At 40.9% G+C, this 19931-nt stretch carries 15 protein-coding genes and 1 pseudogene; 6 read left to right on the top strand and 10 right to left on the bottom strand.

Annotated elements, in window-relative coordinates; all coding sequences use genetic code 11:
* Positions 1 to 229 precede the first annotated feature (229 nt).
* The 3 genes from mepA (at position 230) to LMH66_RS19650 (ending at position 7322) form a co-directional block, all read left to right on the top strand.
* On the top strand, positions 230 to 1123 hold the full coding sequence (gene mepA, locus LMH66_RS19640) for a penicillin-insensitive murein endopeptidase (protein WP_229372535.1): 894 nt from the start codon (positions 230 to 232) through the stop codon (positions 1121 to 1123).
* A 513-nt stretch (positions 1124 to 1636) separates the two neighbouring features.
* Complete coding sequence (locus LMH66_RS19645; RefSeq protein ID WP_229372537.1) at positions 1637 to 4465, top strand: hypothetical protein; 2829 nt, start codon at positions 1637 to 1639, stop codon at positions 4463 to 4465.
* 184 nt (positions 4466 to 4649) lie between these two features.
* Positions 4650 to 7322, top strand: coding sequence for a TonB-dependent receptor domain-containing protein (locus LMH66_RS19650; RefSeq protein WP_229372539.1), 2673 nt, complete (start codon positions 4650 to 4652; stop codon positions 7320 to 7322).
* A 673-nt stretch (positions 7323 to 7995) separates the two neighbouring features.
* Here the strand turns inward: LMH66_RS19650 and LMH66_RS19655 are convergent.
* From LMH66_RS19655 to LMH66_RS19675, 5 genes are all read right to left on the bottom strand, one after another.
* A complete protein-coding gene (locus LMH66_RS19655; RefSeq protein WP_153912546.1) occupies positions 7996 to 8736 on the bottom strand; it encodes a cupin domain-containing protein in 741 nt (246 codons plus the stop codon).
* Positions 8737 to 9020: 284 nt separating this feature from the next.
* Positions 9021 to 10106 carry a hypothetical protein gene (locus tag LMH66_RS19660; protein WP_229372541.1) on the bottom strand — a complete coding sequence of 362 codons (1086 nt, stop codon included), beginning with the start codon at positions 10104 to 10106 and terminating at the stop codon, positions 9021 to 9023.
* Between the two features lie 166 nt (positions 10107 to 10272).
* Positions 10273 to 11403 (bottom strand): OprO/OprP family phosphate-selective porin, encoded by a 1131-nt coding sequence (locus LMH66_RS19665; protein WP_229372543.1) that lies wholly within the window; start codon positions 11401 to 11403, stop codon positions 10273 to 10275.
* 39 nt (positions 11404 to 11442) lie between these two features.
* On the bottom strand, positions 11443 to 11811 hold the full coding sequence (locus LMH66_RS19670; RefSeq protein ID WP_102528482.1) for a cytochrome c3 family protein: 369 nt from the start codon (positions 11809 to 11811) through the stop codon (positions 11443 to 11445).
* 11 nt (positions 11812 to 11822) lie between these two features.
* The gene (locus tag LMH66_RS19675) at positions 11823 to 13334 is read right to left on the bottom strand and encodes a flavocytochrome c (protein ID WP_229372545.1); all 1512 of its coding nucleotides are present in this window, start codon (positions 13332 to 13334) and stop codon (positions 11823 to 11825) included.
* Between the two features lie 323 nt (positions 13335 to 13657).
* On the opposite strand from LMH66_RS19675, the gene LMH66_RS19680 reads away from it, so the two are divergent.
* The gene (locus LMH66_RS19680; RefSeq protein ID WP_229372547.1) at positions 13658 to 14449 is read left to right on the top strand and encodes a TetR/AcrR family transcriptional regulator; all 792 of its coding nucleotides are present in this window, start codon (positions 13658 to 13660) and stop codon (positions 14447 to 14449) included.
* A gap of 42 nt (positions 14450 to 14491) precedes the next feature.
* Here the strand turns inward: LMH66_RS19680 and LMH66_RS19685 are convergent, their stop codons facing one another.
* From LMH66_RS19685 to LMH66_RS19695, 3 genes are all read right to left on the bottom strand, one after another.
* Positions 14492 to 15100, bottom strand: coding sequence for a protein tyrosine phosphatase family protein (locus tag LMH66_RS19685; protein ID WP_229372549.1), 609 nt, complete (start codon positions 15098 to 15100; stop codon positions 14492 to 14494).
* 10 nt (positions 15101 to 15110) lie between these two features.
* Complete coding sequence (gene mgrA / locus LMH66_RS19690; protein ID WP_229372551.1) at positions 15111 to 16127, bottom strand: L-glyceraldehyde 3-phosphate reductase; 1017 nt, start codon at positions 16125 to 16127, stop codon at positions 15111 to 15113.
* A 296-nt stretch (positions 16128 to 16423) separates the two neighbouring features.
* Positions 16424 to 16765: a DUF4156 domain-containing protein gene (locus LMH66_RS19695; RefSeq protein ID WP_229372553.1), complete on the bottom strand. Its 342-nt coding sequence runs from the start codon at positions 16763 to 16765 to the stop codon at positions 16424 to 16426.
* A 197-nt stretch (positions 16766 to 16962) separates the two neighbouring features.
* Between LMH66_RS19695 and LMH66_RS19700 the strand changes: the two genes are divergently transcribed.
* Entirely contained in the window at positions 16963 to 17286 is a 324-nt protein-coding gene (locus tag LMH66_RS19700) for a hypothetical protein (protein WP_102528487.1), read from the top strand.
* Between the two features lie 144 nt (positions 17287 to 17430).
* On the opposite strand, the gene LMH66_RS19705 is transcribed toward LMH66_RS19700, so the two are convergent.
* Positions 17431 to 18351: a manganese-dependent inorganic pyrophosphatase gene (locus LMH66_RS19705; protein ID WP_102528488.1), complete on the bottom strand. Its 921-nt coding sequence runs from the start codon at positions 18349 to 18351 to the stop codon at positions 17431 to 17433.
* Between the two features lie 337 nt (positions 18352 to 18688).
* On the opposite strand from LMH66_RS19705, the pseudogene LMH66_RS19710 reads away from it, so the two are divergent.
* Positions 18689 to 18946, top strand: a pseudogene (locus tag LMH66_RS19710) (phosphoribosylformylglycinamidine synthase subunit PurQ); the annotation flags it as partial.
* Positions 18947 to 19043: 97 nt separating this feature from the next.
* Here LMH66_RS19710 and LMH66_RS19715 read toward each other — a convergent pair.
* The gene (locus LMH66_RS19715; RefSeq protein ID WP_229372555.1) at positions 19044 to 19640 is read right to left on the bottom strand and encodes an Sbal_3080 family lipoprotein; all 597 of its coding nucleotides are present in this window, start codon (positions 19638 to 19640) and stop codon (positions 19044 to 19046) included.
* Between the last annotated feature and the right edge of the window lie 291 nt (positions 19641 to 19931).

Raw genomic sequence — 19931 nt, forward strand, 5'->3', positions numbered from 1 at the left:
TTATCTTAAGGGGAGTTTACCCCATATCGGTGTACAGATTCATTAAGCCACAATACTTCTTCTTAACTCCTTCTTCTTAACTCCTTCTTCTTAACTCCTTCTTCTTAACTCCTTCTTCTTAATGTCGAACAGGCTGACTTTACTGTCTTATTTTCTTGCTAGACTCTATAAAGATAAAGCTTAATTTGTTTATGTTTTTCATCATCTGAAGTGTAAAAGGGTGCTGCACATGTCATATTTGTTCAAAGTATTTCTGCCGAAAAACGCACTACTTATTGGCACCATTCTAATCTCTATATCTATCCCTGCAGTTTTCGCTCAACAGATGAAATGGAGTCAATTTGATACTCCATCTTTAGGTAAGGTTGCAGCGATTGGTTCTTATGCCAATGGCTGTCTGGCAGGGGCAAAGGCATTACCCTTGATAGGTGAAGGTTATCAGGTGATACGCACAGAGCGTCATCGCTATTATGGCCACCCTCAATTAGTGGCCTTTATTACTAATTTTGCTAAACAGACCCAAGCAGCAGGGATGAATGATATTTTGATTGGTGATATCTCGATGGCTCGCGGTGGTAATTTTGAATCGGGTCATTCAAGTCACCAAGTTGGGCTTGATGCAGATATTTGGTTTCGCCAAGCTGAGCAGACATTGACAAGAGATGCCAGAGAAACCCCTCAGAAGTTAGATCTTGTTGATAAGTCGGCATTTAACGTTAATCAAGATTGGCAAGCTCATCACGGCACTATGATCAGGTTAGCAGCTGAGTCTAGCGAGGTTGCGCGGATTTTTGTTAATCCAGCAATCAAACAGCAACTGTGCAATATGGACTGGCAAGATGACAGTTGGCTGACTAAAGTGCGTCCTTGGTGGGGACACTCTCTTCATATGCATGTGCGTTTGGCTTGCCCTGAAAATGATGCATTATGTCAAAACCAAAAAGCGCCACCAACGGGCACAGGTTGTGATGAGCTTGATTGGTGGCGCAAACAAATATTGGCGTCAAATGAAGCGAGTAAGCAATCTAAATACAAGTCCAAATCCAAACAAAAGTCTAAGCCGAAATCAAAAACAGTTAAGGTAAAACCTGAACAATGCCAAACACTTTATCAAGCTGAATAAGTCTTTTTCCACCAAATTTATTTTATTAAAGATAAAGGTGCGGCTTCAGTTCCGTCTATGACCATATCGTCTATTTTCTTTAGGCTGCCTTGCAATGAGACTTTCATCAATGAATAAGGCTAAGAAATATGACAAATGATTTAATTATTCATCTTAAATTGCCTAATATAACAGTCATAATATTGTCATTTTCAGTCAATATAGACTGTCTATTTTAGGTCAGATGTAGGTCTATTTTTAAGTTTTTCACCTGAGTTTTAGTTTATTTCCCCTCCAGTCGCCCCCTCTAAAGTTGCACCAAGCGTTACCTTGGTAAAATAATTGTTAATAATGTGACAATAAAAAACAAGCTGTATCAAGTTGTAAGTCATTGTCTCTATTGGATTTTAATATTTACTTCATGTTAGTGAAATGTTGTTGTCATTTTTACGCAGTCTTTTTGTCATTTTTGAGGGTTAGTTTGTCGTCCAGCCGAATTACTTAACACGCTTAAATCCGTCCTCGGAGATGACAATGGAACTGAAAAAAATTTTTAAACTTAATGCTGTATCTGCAGCACTTTCTGCAACTTTGTTACTTGCTGGTTGTGGTGGTGACATTAATATCGATACAGGTTCAGACGGTGAAACGCCAACTAACCCAGGTCCTACAACTCCTGACATTTCAGATCAGGAAGCTGCTTACGGTGGTTTTGCTGAGAAGAGTGCAACTATTGCAGCAATCGACGGTAAAGAAGTTTGGGTATTGTCAGGCACATTAGCACCTTCTACTGCTGCATCGACAGTGAATGTTGGCGGCCAAGATGGTGACAATATTATTCTTGGTAACGATGTTGTTTGGATGCTAGATGGCGCTGTTATCGCTGGTAGCGATAAAGCCGATTCAGTTGAATTATCTATCATGCCAGGCACTAAAATTGTGGGTGGCAGTGAGTCTTACCTAGTGATTAGTCGTGACTCTAAAATCATGGCAGAAGGTTCAGAAGATGAACCTATCGTATTTACATCACTTGAATCTGCATTGGGTCAAGAAGGTCAAGCGGGTCAATGGGGCGGCTTAGTTGTTTTAGGTAACGCACCAGTTAACTCATGCCCTGATTTAACCAGTTGTGATGCTGCATTTGAAGTAGGAAGTCACAGCTACGGTGGTGATGACACTGAAGATAACTCAGGTGTTATCCAATATGTTCGCGTTGAGTTCGGTGGTTTTAAAATCAACGATACACAAGAAATGAACGGTATCAGCTTTGCAGCAGTCGGTGCGGGCACAACTGTTGACCATATCCAAATTCATAAAAATAACGATGACGGTGTTGAGTTCTGGGGCGGTAACGTATCGCTTTCTCACGTTGTGTTAACTGAAAACTTTGATGATTCTTTAGACTGGACAAACGGTTGGCAAGGTAGCGCGCAACACGTATATATCCGTCAAGAAGATAACGGTTCTAACCGTGGTATTGAAGCTGACAGTAACAGCAGCGCAGACGCAGAACCTCAATCTCGTCCAACTTTAGCTAACTTTACTATTCAAGTGGCTAATGGCACTAACAGTGGCGGCGATGATGCTGAAGGTATCTTATTCCGTAAAGGCACTGCAGTAGACGCTTACAACATGCTGGTTAAAGGTGATGTGGCATCTGGCGAGTGTTTAGAAGTGAATGATGACAACACAGTTATTACTGCAGAAGCTGGCAACTTAAACATGCAAAACAGCTTAATCGACTGTGTTGAGCCATTTAAAAATGCAAAACCAGATGCTGATGAAGGTCGCGAACTTGCACTTGACGTTGAGCAATGGTTCCTTGAGCAAGAAGGTAACCTAGCGGGTGCATCTGACCTAACTGGTTACATGCCTAACTCATCTTCAGTGGCATTAACTGGCGGTGCAGCAGATTTAGCTAACATGGATGACCGTTTAATGGATGCTGAGTATATCGGTGCATTCGACGGTACAACTGATTGGACTACGGGCTGGACAACTGCGATTCATGAAGACGCAGCGCCAGCGCCAACTGAATTACCAGTATTAACATCTTGCCCAGTTGGCACAACTGCAGAAGATGTGGTTGCAGGCCTTTATAAAGATGACAGCGTGACTTTAGTCTGTTCAATCGAAGGTAACATCACCACGAATACAACACTGCTTGCTGGTCAAAACGTGATGTATAAAGTGGATGGCGGTGCAGTGGTTGTTGGCGGTGATAAAACTGACTCAGCAACATTAGCCATTCAAGCTGGTACTCAGTTATTTGCAACAGATAACAGCTACATCGCGATTAGCCGTGGCTCAAAAATCATGGCTCAAGGTAGTGCTGAACATCCAATCGTGATGACTTCGCAGCAAGATGTGATTGCGGGTGCAGAAGGTGAGCGTGGCCAATGGGGTGGTTTAGTACTTCTTGGTAACGGCGAAACCAATACTTGTCCTGATAAAGATGCATGTGATGCTTCATTCGAAGTGGGCGACTTCCCATACGGCGGTAACGACAATGCTGATAACAGCGGTCAAATCAGCTATGTGGTAGTTAAGTATGCTGGCTTTAAAGTGAACGATACTCAAGAAATGAACGGTATCTCATTTGCGGCAGTAGGTAGTGGTACGCAAGTTGACCATATCCAAGTTCATGCCAATGGCGATGATGGTGTTGAGTTCTGGGGCGGTGCAGTCAACCTTAAATATGTTTACTTAACTGACAACTTCGATGACAGCTTAGATTGGACTAATGGCTGGCAGGGTAAAGCACAATATGTGTATATCACTCATGAAGATGGTCAAGCAAACCGTGGTTTTGAAGGTGATAGCCATAAAGGAACTGACGATACACCAGTGTCTAACCCAACTATCTCTAACGTGACCATCCTTCCAGGTACTGATATTGAAAATGCCAGTGGCGACAAAGGTGAAGGGATTATCCTTCGTGTTGCTACAGCAGCGTCAATCCACAACCTATTGATTCAAGGTCGTAAAGGTTCAACTTCGGAGACTGAATCAGGTGAGTGTCTAGAGCTAGACGGTACGTATGCCGGTCTTGTTGACAATGTTAATGATGGTTCATTAATGATTTCTCACTCAGTAATCGATTGTAACGAGCCATTTAAATACAGCTCAGATAATGATGCGACAACTGATGCGGTTGATACCGAAGCGTGGTTCCTAGCGCAAACAGGTAACTCTGCACAAGAAGTCACATTAACAGATGGCATGCCAGCAGGTACTGACACTGTGTTACTGGGTACTGGTCTTGATATGAGCACGACTGATACTTTCTTCGAGTCAACTGATTATATCGGTGCATTCGATGGCCAGACTGACTGGCGTGAAGGTTGGGCATTTATCAAGTAAATCTGCCCTGATAATGCCAGCAAGCAGTGCTTGCTGGCATTAATTAAAACCCTTATCTCAGGGTTTTAGTAAGTGATATTGAGTCAATAAGACAATACTTTCTGCCTCGTCTGTGTAAGCCATGTAAATAGAGTTTCCCAAGACGAAGGTGCAACCTGAACTGTGTACAGGATTGAAAAACGCTATGAAAACCAAGCCGAGTTTTATCGCTAACAAGCTAAGTCTAGCTGTTGTCACTGCCATTTCTGCAGCCTCTCTTTTTACAACACTACCAGCTTACTCGGAAGAAACGCCTGCGGTTGATCCAGGTGAAGATTTCCCAATTGAAGTGATTGCTGTAACGGGTCGCTTGCGCACTTCTGCTTCTGCAGCAGTTGAAGAACGTCGTGAACAACCAACGGTTGTTGACATCATGGGTGCAGACCAAATTTCTCGCACAGGTGACAGTGACGCCGCCGCAGCGCTGCGCCGTGTGACTGGTTTGACACTAAAAGATGGCAAGTTTATTTACGTACGTGGTTTGGGCGAACGCTATTCAAGTACTTCTTTAAATGGTGCGGTTGTGCCATCACCAGACCCAACTCGTAACGTGGTACCGCTGGATATGTTCCCGGCCTCTATTATTGAGTCACTATCAGTACAAAAAGCCAGTACAGCCAGTACGCCAGCAGCTTTTGGTGGTGGTCATGTTGATATTCGTACTAAATCCATTCCTGCAGACTTCTTTTTTAAAGTGTCTTTAGGTGGCCGTTACAACACCAACGATTCTGATGACACTTTCACTTATAACGGTGGCGGTGACGACTGGATGGGCCAAGATGACGGCACTCGTTCAATGCCTAACAGCATTAATGATGTCAATAATATGTATGGCGGGATCAGCCCAATTGATATCGTGACAGGTTCAAACGGTACCATTGATTTTGCCGAGGCGCAGGAAATTAACCGTGGGTTAGCCAGTGACATGTATCGCGACATGACGGTATTTACTGAAAGCACTGACCCAGGTATCCGCGGTAACATCGCTATTGGCGATCGCTGGGATATTACTGATGACATTATTTTTGGCGCAATGTCGGCAGTTTCTTATAAGAAACAAGCTGAAAACTACACTAAAACGGAAGTGGAATTAGCGGGTGATGCTGACAACGTGCAAATCGAAAACTCAAAAGATGTTATGGGTACCGATTCGATTGTGCAAATGTCTGGCATGCTCAATTTAGGTTTAGAAATTGGTTACGACCATAAAATTCAAACCTTCTCGACTTACCTGCGCGACACTTCAGATGATGTATCAGTGGCAATTGAAGAAACCATCGATACGATTTCAGAGCCTAATGCTCTGCAAGTTTACGATGTGGCTTATGAAGAACGTAATCTGATTAGTAACCAAATTCAGGGTAACCATTTCTTTGAGTATCTATGGGACTTAGAAGCTAATTGGATGTATTCAAACGCAAGCTCTAAGCGTTATGCACCTAATGAGCTTTCGTACACTTATAACGTATTGTTTGATGATGCTAATAACATGACAAGCCGCAACTTGAATACTCAAGATGCGCCTAAATATGTTTATAGCCGCCTTGATGATAATACCGAAAATTACAAGTTCGATTTAACCCTACCGTTTGAATTTGGCATGAACGTGCTAAAAATTAGTGGTGGTTACGAATACTTTGAGCGCACCCGTGAAAGCTATGCAACACGTTTAGGTTTTGACGTTGGCTTAAGTCCAACCGATCCTAATGGCGACATCCTATCGACTGATTTTGATAATATTTTCTCTGATGACAATATTGCCAATGACACGCTTGATTTAGAACTTAAAGATGCTTCAACAGACACCGAAGATTACATTGCCGCAGAAATGATTGATGCAGGGTTTGTTAACCTTGATATCGACTTTGATGACGTATGGCGCTTTGTTGCGGGTGTTCGCTATGAAGATTTCCGCCGAGTGACATTACCACTAACGCCTGATGGTGAAATCTCAGATGAAGGTGGTCGTTATGACATGGAAGACTATGCTATCGCTGAAGATGGCTGGTTCCCATCAATGTCGTTAACCTGGAAATCATCTGATGTGAGTCAGTGGCGATTTGGTGCAAGTAAAACATTGGTGCGTCCTGACTTACGTGAAGTTGCGCCAGTACGTTTCCAAGACCCTATTACTGGTTTTGATTTCTTCGGTAACCCAGAGCTTGAAAGCTCTGATATTTACAACTTGGATTTACGTTGGGAATACTACTCAGAAGATGGCGCAAACTTAAGTGTTGGCGGTTTCTACAAAGACGTCGATGCCCCGATTGAAGCGATTCAACGTATTTCTGAAGCCGGTCGTCAGCTCAAGTTTTACAATGCTGAATCAGGCGTTATTTATGGTATCGAAACCGAGTTTTTACATGACCTTGGCTTTATCGGCACTGAAGGCGGCTTCTGGGAAGACTTCTTTGTCGCGGGTAACTTAACCTTAAGTGATTCAGAAATTGAAATCTTAGCGAATGGTGAGATTGACCCAACTAATAATAAACGCCGCATGACAGGTCACTCTGAGTGGGTTGCCAACATGCAGTTTAGCTATGATTCTGCTAATGAGTCACATAGTGCGACACTGGTATATAACGTGTTTGGTGAACGTATTGCTTATGGTGGACGCGGCGGGTTAGATGATGTTTATGAGCAACCTTTTCATAGTTTAGATTTCACATACAGCTACCTGCCAACAGAAAGCTTTGGGGTGAAATTTAAAGTGAAGAATATCCTAGGCGAAACAACCGAATACGATCAGCAAGACGTGGTGGTATACGCAAAAGAGCCAGGAACAGAATTCACTCTGCAATTCGATTACCAATACTAAAAATAGTAACAGGGTTATCTGTCACTGCACTGCGGATAAATGGTAACCCTTTGGTTTTCTTGAGTGTAACAAGGTACTGATTTTTAGCATTATTACTTCATCCTTTTAATGCTAAAAATCCAGTATGTAGTGTGATTTAGAGTAGGAAGTCTGGAACACTTCTTTGCAATTAATCACACGCTTCTTTATTGATAAGACGTTATTTAAGACAGGCGTTTTTAAACGAAGAAGTGATAAGTAAAAATAGCAAGATCAGTGTTCAATTTAGCGATATTACTTCATCCTTTTATTGCTGAAAAATAACACTAGGCCACTTTCTTCTGGAACAAGAAAGTGGCCGTTTTTGTTTCTGGCTATTTGTCTTTTATACAGCTCGCTACAGAACATTTAAACAAAGTCTAGGCCAACTAATTTAAAGCTTCTGGAACAAGAAAGTGGCCGTTTTTGTTTCTGACGCTTAGCCATTTATGCTAATCAATACAAAACATTTGAACGAAAACTAGGGCCGCTAATTTAAAGCTTCTGGCACAAGAAAGTGGCCGTTTTTGTTTTTAAAACATAAAAAAGTGACCTACTTTAATATTAAAAGTAGGCCACTTATATTTGGAGATGATATTTAAATGGGGATTATTAAATACTTAACGAACGATAAATTATAAAAGCTAGTCGCTATTTACTTTTTAAAGATTGCTTCATTTGTTCCGTAAGGACCTAAGTTTAGATCGCGCTTACGGATTTCATCTACGCGGTCAAAGGCTTCTTCTGCAACGCGAAGGTTTTTCACATCACGGCGCCAGTAGTATTTGAACCCGTCAAAGTTAGCATTATTTGGATACCAGTACATTACTCCAAGACCTTTATCTTCAAGGATTGGTGTGTTGTGGATCGCATTGCCTGGGATATAGAAATATTGGCCTTTTTCCAATGGTTGGAATTTGTTTTCTGCTAACGTTTTACTGCCACCGTTTACCACGTAATAACACTCAGGTTGGCCATGGAAATGAGGCTCATGATCTGACTTGCCACCGTTAGTAATACCGATAACCACTGGTGAATCAGCCAAGTCTTTCCAGATGTATCCTACTGGAGAGTTAGCAACTTCACAGTTTTTAGCTTCAAGTACGTTGCCCTCATTATCAAGAGTTTTACAGAAACGTTGATCTTTAGCGATGCTGTCATTGGCTTGGATAGTGTTGAAATCAATCTTGCCTGCTTCCCAATCAGCAATATATGCTTCAACTTCAGGGTTACTACACTGGATTGGCATAGTGTTTTGTGGAGCATGAACACTGCTGTCAAATGGGACAGGCGTTGTTTGTTGGTAAGGAAGTTGTGCGTGATTACATTGTGGGCCTTGGGCAACAGCAGCTGTTGATGCAAGCGCTGCAATACCAAAAATCATTTTAAGTTTCATTGTTTATCCTAGTTGGAACTGTGAGATATTAATCTTTACTTTTGCTATGGCTTAACTATAAATTCATCTTGGTAACATAAAGGTGAAATAGATCACGCAGGTATCGCAACGACAATTTTATTCGTGACTAGTATCGCTAATCTTAAGTAATTGAGAATATGTTCAAATATTCATTTAATTTGTTGTCGTTGGTCAATGTTTATAAGTTTAATTGGTTTATAAATGCGAACAATTATACGAAATAGGTTTTTAACCCTGCAATTTGAAATTAAATTCCGCATTTATTACCTAAATGAATATTGCATACTGAGCTGGGCGTATTGTGATTGTCCAGTGTCTACTAATTCATTACTGTAACTTGGCGATTTATCATTAATGGCGTATTGCCCCACTTCAAAACCAACAGAGAGCTCAGGAGTAAGATTGGTAAATATATTCGCGCCAAAATGATTTCGACGAGTGCGCTCAATTTCTGTCGTTGTATGGCCTATAAAAACGGTACTTCGGAGTCTGTGAGTCCAGAAATGGCGATAAGCCATCATAGCTGACAGCGTGGTTTCTAATTCACCATCAATAATATCTTTTGCGGCATCAGTCCCTACATAACGCCCTAAATGACCATAATGTAGTTGTAGACGAAGGTCATCTTTGCCGAAGGTTCTAAACTTTCCAGCCACTGAAATACCTTTACTTAATTGCTGGGTATCAACAGGATCGAGATAACGAATAATGCCTGATGCTGATATGTTGCCCCAATCGCCTTTTTTGTTATAGCGTACGATGAGATCAGGTACATAGTCGTTGCGGGTATCAATCCACTCTTGTTGGCTTGAGTCGTTACTTTCAGTGACTGCATCGGTACCGTAGGTATAAGGGTTTTCAAGTGCAAATTGCCAATCGTTATGGGTGTAACGAATTAAAGCTTGTCTCACCATAGCCTGACCAACCAATGGCCCGCCTAAATCTGCTGTTTCAGCAAAGGCTGAAGTATTGACTAACGTTGACCAAGTCTGCCCTGCCATAACATCTTGATATTCGATAAAAGCATGGCGTAGACGGGGGCTGTATGAATTTGAAATAACTGGGTTACCTTGAGAGGAACCGACAAAATCCATTTCAATGAAACTTTTTACCTCCTCGGAAGATATAGCGAGATTCAATCGTGATTCTTGAGCACTAAATTGTGTCCGTTTAGTGGGCTCAGAAATTGAACCTCCACCAGTCCATAAGTCTTGAAATTCGACATCACCACTCACATAGCGAGCGTTCATTTTTATGAACCCACCGAGTTCGACATCCATGGCATGTGAAGAATGAGCAACTACCGCCATACAGGCCAGTAGAGGCAGTTTAACTGAAGGTGTTTTCATAGTTGGAGTGATTACTGCTTAGTGGTTTATGGCATTGGCTTTAGTTGATAAAGACAATGTTTGATTGATAAAGCGAGCAATCAAACAGACAGAAATGAGGGAGTCAGTTCCTGCCTGTCTGAGAGTATTGCGTTAACCGTTGGTAAAGGTGTTGATTACGACGTCATTAGAAGTAGTAACCAAAGTTGATGTTAATGCGTTTGTCCCAATCATCACCCATTTCAGGTAAACCTACGTGGTCATTATTCGCGGTAGAAAACGTCATGTTTTTGCCTAAAATAAAGTCAATCATGGTGTAAGTTGCACCAGCAGAAATCGCACAACCTGTGACGTTTTGCATGCTGTTGTCATAACTGTCATCAGCAACATCTGGGGTCATTAAACCGAAATCGTTGTAACATTTAACGCTACCAAAGTCAGTGGCAAAGGTTTTAGCGATATTGGCACTATACGCTTGGCCTTTAGAAGCGATTTCATATTGCCAACTCACTACAGCAATACCGATTTTATTGTCATCAGCAGAATCTGCCGCGTCATATTCGTATTGCATCGCTTGCAGTTGCAGGTTCCAGCCTTTGTAAGTGCTATCTAAATGCAACGCTACAGCATAACGGTCGCCCATATTACCTGTATCACTGTTATAGATTTGACCATATTGAGCAGAACCACCAAACGTTGTAGAGCCACCTTCATACTCAGAGGTATAGGTTTGTCTAAAGTTAAACCCATTGGTTTCTTCGTTATGATATTCAGTGCCATTGATTTCACCACTGAATAATGACGCTGAATAACGCTTGTTTTCAGTTGCACTGTAAACAGGATTTTTGTAGAACGCGAAATCAGTGTTCCAGCCATTATTGTCGTAAGAGGCTTTAATGCCCACATCGTGATTATCTTCAAAACCTAGGTAGTAAGGTAAACCAAACCACCAACTGTTAGAGATAAACTCAGGGTTACCAAAGGGCACTTTATTAATACCGACTTGTAGCTGCCAATTCGGATCAATATCATAATAGCCGTAACCATATTTGATGTAATTGGTGTTTGCGGTAAAGCGGTACTCAGCAGCTAAGCCCCAGTCATCTTTTTTACCATCAAACTTAATGGCAGCCATATCGAAATCAAGCTCACCTAATTTATCTTTATTAGATTCGTCGTAATCTCTATACGCATAATTGACGCGCACTGCGCCCCCGATGTTAATACCATCTTCTTGTTCTTCAGCCATTACTGGCGCAGAAGACATAGCAATCGCTGTGGCCACCATCGACAACATAAACTTGGCGGTTTTCTTCATTCTCGTTCCCTATAAAATCATCGTTATTTTATTGTTGTGTTACATTTCATGGAACCAAGTACGGTGACAGTCAGCACAGGTAGGAGCTTTTTTCGTATGCTCACTATGACAGGCTAAACAGCTTGCGCCTTGGTTATAATGCAAAGACTTATGTGGGTGTGCTTCTGGTACTGCTAAAATTGATTCATCAATTTCAATTGTTTCAACAGTGCCATGACATGCCACGCAGGCCTCATCTGTGGTATTCGCTCTTGGTGAACCTTGATGGCAAGCATTACAGCCATCTTGATAAAGCATTTCGTGGTTCACTCTGCCTTGTGTTTTCCCTTTGACGGTATAAAGCTCGCCCGCATTTGCGGTGGCTAAAAACGCAGTAGATAAAAAAGCGACTAGTAATAATTTTTTCATGGTGGTTCAGCCTACAGATCAGATTTAATAGTTTCAGAAACGATAATGCCCATTGCTAAGCACTCAAGACATGAGGTCGAACTTAAGCGAGCTTCACCATGAATGCCGCCAGTAGCTTCACCGATGGCATACATTTTTCTAATCGGTTTCATTGAGCGACCATCAATCACGCGGCCACCTAAATCTGTTTTTAATCCACCCATGCAGTAATGCACTTTTGGCCAAATACGTGAAACAACAAATGGCCCTGTTAAAACCTCAGCAGTGTCCATCTTACGGTTGAATAACGGATCCTTTCTGTCTACAACATGCTGGTTATATTCAGCAATTGTGTCTTTTAAGGCTGTCGCAGAAATATCAAACTTCTTGGCAACATCATCCAATGAGTCCAATTTCCAAGCCATTTTGTCACGTAATGAACGAACAACACGGTCGTCGTCTTTATAGTTCTCATAGTTGAACAGCACAATTGGGTAGGCTGGACTGTTGTCTTCATAACGATTTTTCATAATCGCTTCTGAGCAGGTCTTGCGATCTGCGCGCTCATCCATAAAGCGTTTGCCATTAAGTACACTAATAGCTGCACCTTGGTGCCAACCAATCGAAAGTAATGCATTCGACCAGCCGAATCCGCCTTCATCAGGAGAACCCCAATGACCGGTTTGGATTAAGTTCATGTGGACAGGTAGGGCGCCGTTAGCCATTGCGGTTAAGGTTACTTCACCTGTAGCGCCGTGAGCATTGGTACAATCTAATGTTGGATCCAGTGATGGATCGACCATTTGGCGTAATTCCATATTCTGGGCAAAACCACCGTGCGCGAGGATAACGGCTTTGTTAGCCTTGATATAGATTGTTTTACCCGTTTTAAGATCTGGGTAACGATAATTCTGTCTTACCTTCACACCAACGATCTCTTGGCCGTCCATAATGAAGTCTTCAATGTAATGTTGTAAGCGATATTCCACGCCTACCTTTTTACCTGCTTCGAATAATTTAGTGGTGATATCACCGCCAGTACCATGCTGAGTTCTGATAGCGCGCGCTTTATTATGACCACCCACTTGGATGTTAAATCCTTCGCGAAATTTCACACCGGTTTCAATACATAGGTCATAAGAATCTAATGAACGATTCGCGATGGTTCTCAGCATATCGACATTTTGCATGCCTCTGCCTGAGATAATTTGGTCTTTAACTAATTCTTCTGGAGAATCATCGTTAATACCTTGAGCTAATTGAATTGGATTTTGAGGAATCGCTAACCAACCGCCATTAATTGCAGAATTACCACCAATTACCTGCATTTTTTCTAATACAAGTACACTACCGATTTGCTGCTTTTTGGCATTAATAGCAGCCGATAGTCCTGCAAACCCAGAACCAACAACAAGAACATCAACTGATTCATCCCAGTTAATTTCTTCACATTGACTTTGTTGTGCGCTAGCTGGCATGGCTGCAGTTAATCCGCCGATTGCAGCACCTGCGCTTAATTTTAAAAAGTTACGTCTGTTGTGCATTTATCTTTCCTCACATTTTGATGCGACTAAGATAAACAAATTGATGCTGTTCAAATTTGAATGGCATCACGCTTTTTTTGGGGGGGCAATTTTATTCGTGAAGTGGGTCAAGAACATTGTTCATGAACTACTGAGTTATCAATGCGTTTTTACGTGAATAAACGGGAGTTAATTATCACTATTGAAATAAGATATGAACTGAATCACAAAGACCAATGAAAAAGCTTAATGAGCGTGAACTTAATCCCGATTATCTACCGATGTTATACCTATAAAGAGTAATAAGGATGATAATTGAGTTAATCAAATATTAGGTATGCATTATGAAATGTCCTACAGAAACATTGACTCAACTTCGCTGTGACCAAATTTTAGATGTTGCAGAGCTTTTAATTGAGTCCCAAGGGATTGTGTCATTCAAATTTTCACAGATAGCTAAAGATGTCGGCTGCTCAACAGGGACTTTGTATAAGTTATTTGAACGCAAAGAAGATGTTTTAGTGTGCTTGTTTTTACGCAGTGCGACTTCAAATTACATGCCGCTATTTGTAGAAAAAAATCCTCAACTATCTGCACAAGAAAGATTACTGCTACCTATTTTATTTACTTTTGAAACCATTAAAAGAAGCAGAAGCTTTTTTACCTTACGGTCTGTTTCTGTTAATGCAATGATTTGGAAGTTAGCAAGTGATGAAAAAGTAAAGCTATTCAAACAACGTATTAATTCGTTTTGGCAATGGTTAACTGATGCGGTGCAACTAGCGATAAAAAATGGTGAACTAACAGCAACACCTTTACAAGCCAAAGAGTTGGTTCAAGGGATAGCTTTTTACTTAACAGGGTCACTGACTCAATTTGAGAGTAAATTGATTTCACCAGACTTTTTGTCAGATCAATCTACGACATGTTACCGCCACTTATCGAGATTGATGGCTCAATATCAGTGGCAAACGGCACTCAATCAAGAATTGTTCCAGAGCCTAGAAAATCGAACTTCAGAGTTTTTTGAAAAGAACTATAAAAGGCACTTAAGCTGTAGTTCGTGTAAAGCATTATCCGCTAAACTTGATGGACATCATCATGGCTGCTTAAGTCACTCAAGTGCAAGCAGCTAAGATGTAGGACTGCCACGGATAGATTTCCCTTAAACGCTTAGGTTATTGATTTGCATATTTGAGCTTTACTTGTTCAATGAGTGCTTGCCATTGTGGGTATTTTTCAAAGCTTTGTTGTAAATCTCCCCAAGGCGATAATGTATCTTCTAACACTTCCCCTGAGATATCTATCCCTTGGGTAGCTAGGTACAAATAGTAAAATGCAGATGCGCGATAGTTGGCGGCGCAATGCACTAAAATCGACTTATCATTGTTTTGTTCCATCACATTAAAAAACTGCTCAACATTTTCTATTGTTGGCTGCTGCCAATCGACTTCGATGTTTTCATATTTCATCCCTGAATCGCTTACTAATTCGGGCTCTTCAGCAAGAAAGTTAGGATTATTGGTCGGAATTAGGTTAATCACGACCTCAACGCCTGCTTGTTTGAGCGTTTCAAACTCAGAGCTTGTCGGCAAACCTGCTGTAATCACCTGGCTATTGTTAATTTTGATCGCTTTGATATCTGCAAGTTGTTCGGGGTTAATTTCAGCGGCAACAGGGTTAACTAGGGCCAATGCGGTTATCATCATTGTCATGGCTATTGCCCCTTTTGCATGGTGTTTTAGTGGTTTGCCAGATGTTGCTTTATCATTGTTTACGCTGTTCATCGTTTAAATCCTATTCCTTTAGAATGTTATTGATTGCCGTTAATTCCTGTTGGCTAAAGTCTAGCTTATTCAGTGCATTAACAGAGTCGAGAATTTGCGCCGGACGACTGGCACCAATTAAACAGGTCGTTACAGCTTCATTATTCAGTGTCCATGCAATGGCCATCTGCGCTAACGATTGTCCACGCTGCTGTGCTAATTCATTTAAGGCTTTCACCTTTGATATTTTTGCTGAGGTGAGGTCTTTTTCGGCGAGGTAAATTTGATGTTCTTGTGCTGCTCTAGAATCTTTAGGAATACCATTGAGGTACTTACTGGTTAATAAGCCTTGCGCCAGAGGCGAAAATACAATCGAGCCAACGCCTTCAGTTTTTAGCACTTCCGTAAGACCATTTTCAATCCAGCGATCAAACAGGTTATAGCGTGGTTGATGGATTAATAAAGGAGTACCTAAATCTTGCAGTATCTTAATGGCTTGTTGGGTTTGCTGAGGTTGATAATTTGAAATCCCGACGTATAAAGCACGGCCTGAACGCACAATGTAATCCAGTGCCTGCATGGTTTCTTCTAATGGCGTATCAGCATCCATACAATGATGATAAAAGATATCAAAGTAGTCCAAGCCAGTGCGTTTAAGGCTTTGATCGCAGCTTGATACCAAGTACTTACGTGATCCACCCATTCCGTAAGGGCCTGGCCACATGTCATAACCCGCTTTGCTAGAAATAATCAATTCATCACGATAAGGCGTTAAGTCGTGTTTAAAGATTGAACCAAAAGTTGATTCGGCAGCACCATAATTAGGGCCATAATTATTAGCTAAGTCAAAATGGGTTATACCAGAGTCAAAGGCTGTATGAAGCATGTTAGCAGCATTGACTCGAGAGTCGTTTTCACCGAAATTTTGCCATAACCCTAGGGAGAGCTTAGGTAACAAAATGCCACTGCGCCCGCATCGTTCGTAAGCCATATTTTTATATCGGTTAGGGTTGGCCATATAGTGTGCATTGGGTTCGTGAGTAATCATTTATCATCCTAAAAATGAGCGGTTTTGAGCAAACATTATCTCAGTAAGGTTTGACGCCTATGAACTATTACAAGTTATCCATTAGCTATTTAAAATAGATTATTACAGTTAGTCGGAGAGTTCACCCATTAATGGGACTCTTTGTATTATTAAATGCTAATAAACTTGTTTGCTGTAGATGAAATTATGGAGTCGACTGGCCCCATAAGTCACTTATTATGCTAACTGTATGGATGTAGAGTGATATTAAAATAATTTCAATGCCTATATCAATGTTGAGTTGATATAGGGGTTGGCTATGTTACGTTAGCTGGACAGGTATAAGCATTGGCTAACAAGGTGACTGAAGTGGTAAAGACTTTTGGTTTATAAAGAAATACCGTATTAGCGCCTAGTGTAAGTGCATCATTTCTTAATTGATTAATAGCACCTTGAGTTAAATCTTTATTGGTAATAAATAGATAATCATACCAATGCCCCTGTGAACCAATAAGAGTGCCTTTTAATTCACAGATATCCATATCACCTTGTTCTGACCACAAGACTGCGACATGTTCACTATTCATTTCTGGGGTTGTGATACAGCCAGTCAGACTAAGTATGCTCAAACTTATCAAAAGTATTTTAAGGGTATTCATAATCGCCTTATTCATATTTATTTTATTCAATGGCTGTTCAGCTTTAGCCGACTATAATTAATTCAGTAAAATGAAATTTATGGCTAATGATAGCAGTAATATCGGTGATGCTAACTGATAGTACATCTATTTATTGTTAGAGAACAGCGAGCAATATTAACGGTGATATCAGTGAGCGACAAGGTGAGGAATGACCAATGAGTACAATAGATTTTGGTGATGAAACAGTTGTAAGGTCTACATTTGCTACTGCGCAGAATGGGGCATTTAGTGGAGATGGCCAGCTATCGTTAACTAAAAGCCGTTTGTATTTTGAAGCTTCAAATAAGATATTTGAAATGGGGCCGTATGAGATTGCACTCACTGATATTGAGAAGGTCGAAAAGTGCTGGGGAACGGGAGGCGGGATATTACCCGTAACCGCTGATGCGATTAAAATAGAGTTAAACAATCATAAAAGTTACAAGTTTATGGTTGCAGATTCAGAGGCTTGGATTGAACTTCTGACCGAAACACATTAATCGTGAGTATTGATACTTTATGTTTTTAACTCTCGATTCTTAAGTGCTAACGCTGCATTTTTTTTTGATACAAAAAAGCTGAATCAAATGATTCAGCTTTTTTCGTTTTAGCGAGGTACATTGAAGACTCGCAGTTTCTGCAATTTATGCAAACACATCTTGTAGAGATGGTACAACTTGCTTCTTACGGCTTAATACACCGTCTAACCATACGCGGCCATCAACACTGGCTTTACCGTATGCTTTTTCTGTAAGGAATTCATCGTCAGAAACCACTAACATTTCTGAACCTTCTTTCATGATGTCAGTTAGCAATAATAAAACACTGTGGCGATTGCCTTCAGCCTTTAGTGCTGCAATATCAGCTTCTAAATCTGCTTTGATATCATCAAATACTGCTAAGTCGATAACTTCTAGCTGACCGATACCCACAAGGTTACCGTTCATGTTGAAGTCTTTAAAATCACGCAATACAAGGTCACGGGCTGGTGTGCCTTCAACTGCTGATTTTACTTTGAACATTTCCATGCCGACTTCTTTAAAGTCTTCAATACCAGCGATTTCAGCTAATGCTTCAACACAACGGATATCTGCAGTGGTACAAGTAGGCGATTTGAAGATAACCGTGTCACTTAAAATAGCGCACATCATGATGCCAGCGATATTAGCTGGGATTTCTACTTGGTAGAAATCGTACATCATTTTAATCACTGTATTTGAACAGCCTACTGGACGGATCCAACACTCAAGCGGGGTAGAGGTCGTTAAGTCACCTAATTTGTGATGATCAACGATACCCACGATAGTCGCTTCAGCGATATCATCTGGTGCTTGGGTAAGTTCTGAATGGTCAACGATGTAAACTTCTTCGCCTGCGTAGCTTTCTTTGAATTCTGGTGCTTCAAAACCAAATCTATCTAAGATATAGGCTGTTTCAGGTGAAAGTTCACCTAAACGTGCTGCAATTGCAGGCTCTTCAATTTGATTTTTTAAGTAAGCTAGTGCGATTGCACCGCAGATTGAATCTGAATCTGGGATCTTATGACCCACTACATACATTGCCATTGTTAAACGCTCCTATAAATTTGCTGCGATTTTAACAAGAAATCACCAAGCGACCAATAACTAAAAAGCCTGAACTGGTTTATTAAGCGCGGACAGCGCAGCAATGACTGCTAATTGTGAGGGAAAAGCTAGCGTTTAATAGTGCAACAAGCATCAGCAGAGAAATGGATTGCCATTGATAAACTCGCTCATTAGGCATGTTACTTTATTACCGATGTTGGCTTCACAAACACTAACAAATATTTGGACAGAAATGAGCTAGAGCAAAGGGTATAAAACTGGTCTTGAGGTCAGGAAATGTATGGTGCTCAAATAAAGCTTACACTGACCCTACTAAATTTCTGAAGTATCAGATACAGTGGCGCTGTGTTACGTTGACGGTTACGGTCAAATTGCAACGCAATACCCAGAAAACCCAAATGGTTCACCAAATGCAAACCCTGCATTAATTACCATAGATGGCTGAGTGACTATTATGATGCCGCATCTAGAGCGTGTATTCAGAAGTGTTGCGAACTCTTGGCACCCAGACGAGTGGGCAGAAGACAGCCCATGGATGCGTATGTTCCGTAATGCACGCGTTAAGTTAGGATAATTTGAAATTAACCTAATATGAGTTAACAGCAAAAAGGTGACCAAACGGTCGCCTTTCTTATTGGATTTTAATTTCTAACTAATTAGCTTTTGCTTTGTTATAACTTCTCTGTAAGTACCTTTTGTTTTTCTAGTTCATACTCTTCCTGAGTAATAAGCTGTTCCCCCAACCACCTTTTCAATTTCCTTAATTGATCTTCTGTACTTTCTGAGGCTAACTTCTTAGGTTTATTCGTTGGGATAGCTTTACGGTAAGCATCAACAATCTCAGGTGAGTAACCTGATAGAAGTTTATTAATAACCGGATCCATTTTGGAATCTACACTTGCCCACTTATTTAAAGCTAATCCACCTTTACCATTAAGGTGATATTCGGCATATGCAATATTATCTAGTCCACGGTATAGCCATAACTCTGCATGGTGCATGTACATAGCCATGTCCCAAGTTTTCAAAGCGGTGTAGTTCAAATGGTAGTCACAATAGTTTGGCATACTGTCAGTATAAACTTCAGTTGTTATTCCGTGACGTTTAAAGCCTTTTTGAACAACAGGTAAAAAGTCGTGAACGATTACTTTGGGATTTTCTTCAATACATACGTGACTTACTTGCATTTTAGGGTCAAGTTGCTCGATATTGACACTTGTACAACCTGTTAAAAGTATAAAACCTACGCTAATTAATACTTTCTTCAAAATTAACTCCATTTTAATTTTTAAAAATAATGACTTCTAATTAACTGTTATTGACTTAGGTTTATAACATGTTGGTGGTTTTATGTTATTGATATAAATCACTAAAAATGTTTAGGCGTAAAGTCGTGGCGCTTCGCCCACACCCGACGAAAGGGAAACAACAGCATTTCCCTTTTCGATATCCCTTGCCGCTCCGGCGAAGTGTTTTTCCTCATACTACAGAGCTAATTTACTACCGCCTCAGATTCGCCATCCTTGGCTCAATCTGAGGCTATGTCGGCGTCCTGCCTC

It is taken from the genome of Shewanella sp. 10N.7 (genome assembly GCF_020806285.1).
Taxonomy (GTDB): Bacteria; Pseudomonadota; Gammaproteobacteria; order Enterobacterales; family Shewanellaceae; genus Shewanella; species Shewanella electrodiphila.

What these genes read in the sequence shown, in the direction of transcription:
- LMH66_RS19665 (WP_229372543.1), bottom strand. Translation starts at nt 11,403, where the DNA reads ATGAAGAAAACCGCCAAGTTTATGTTGTCGATGGTGGCCACAGCGATT.
- LMH66_RS19675 (WP_229372545.1), bottom strand. Translation starts at nt 13,334, where the DNA reads ATGCACAACAGACGTAACTTTTTAAAATTAAGCGCAGGTGCTGCAATC.
- mgrA (WP_229372551.1), bottom strand. Translation starts at nt 16,127, where the DNA reads ATGATTACTCACGAACCCAATGCACACTATATGGCCAACCCTAACCGA.
- LMH66_RS19680 (WP_229372547.1), top strand. Translation starts at nt 13,658, where the DNA reads ATGAAATGTCCTACAGAAACATTGACTCAACTTCGCTGTGACCAAATT.
- LMH66_RS19700 (WP_102528487.1), top strand. Translation starts at nt 16,963, where the DNA reads ATGAGTACAATAGATTTTGGTGATGAAACAGTTGTAAGGTCTACATTT.
- LMH66_RS19655 (WP_153912546.1), bottom strand. Translation starts at nt 8,736, where the DNA reads ATGAAACTTAAAATGATTTTTGGTATTGCAGCGCTTGCATCAACAGCT.
- LMH66_RS19685 (WP_229372549.1), bottom strand. Translation starts at nt 15,100, where the DNA reads ATGAACAGCGTAAACAATGATAAAGCAACATCTGGCAAACCACTAAAA.
- LMH66_RS19660 (WP_229372541.1), bottom strand. Translation starts at nt 10,106, where the DNA reads ATGAAAACACCTTCAGTTAAACTGCCTCTACTGGCCTGTATGGCGGTA.
- LMH66_RS19695 (WP_229372553.1), bottom strand. Translation starts at nt 16,765, where the DNA reads ATGAATACCCTTAAAATACTTTTGATAAGTTTGAGCATACTTAGTCTG.
- mepA (WP_229372535.1), top strand. Translation starts at nt 230, where the DNA reads ATGTCATATTTGTTCAAAGTATTTCTGCCGAAAAACGCACTACTTATT.
- LMH66_RS19645 (WP_229372537.1), top strand. Translation starts at nt 1,637, where the DNA reads ATGGAACTGAAAAAAATTTTTAAACTTAATGCTGTATCTGCAGCACTT.
- LMH66_RS19705 (WP_102528488.1), bottom strand. Translation starts at nt 18,351, where the DNA reads ATGGCAATGTATGTAGTGGGTCATAAGATCCCAGATTCAGATTCAATC.
- LMH66_RS19650 (WP_229372539.1), top strand. Translation starts at nt 4,650, where the DNA reads ATGAAAACCAAGCCGAGTTTTATCGCTAACAAGCTAAGTCTAGCTGTT.
- LMH66_RS19670 (WP_102528482.1), bottom strand. Translation starts at nt 11,811, where the DNA reads ATGAAAAAATTATTACTAGTCGCTTTTTTATCTACTGCGTTTTTAGCC.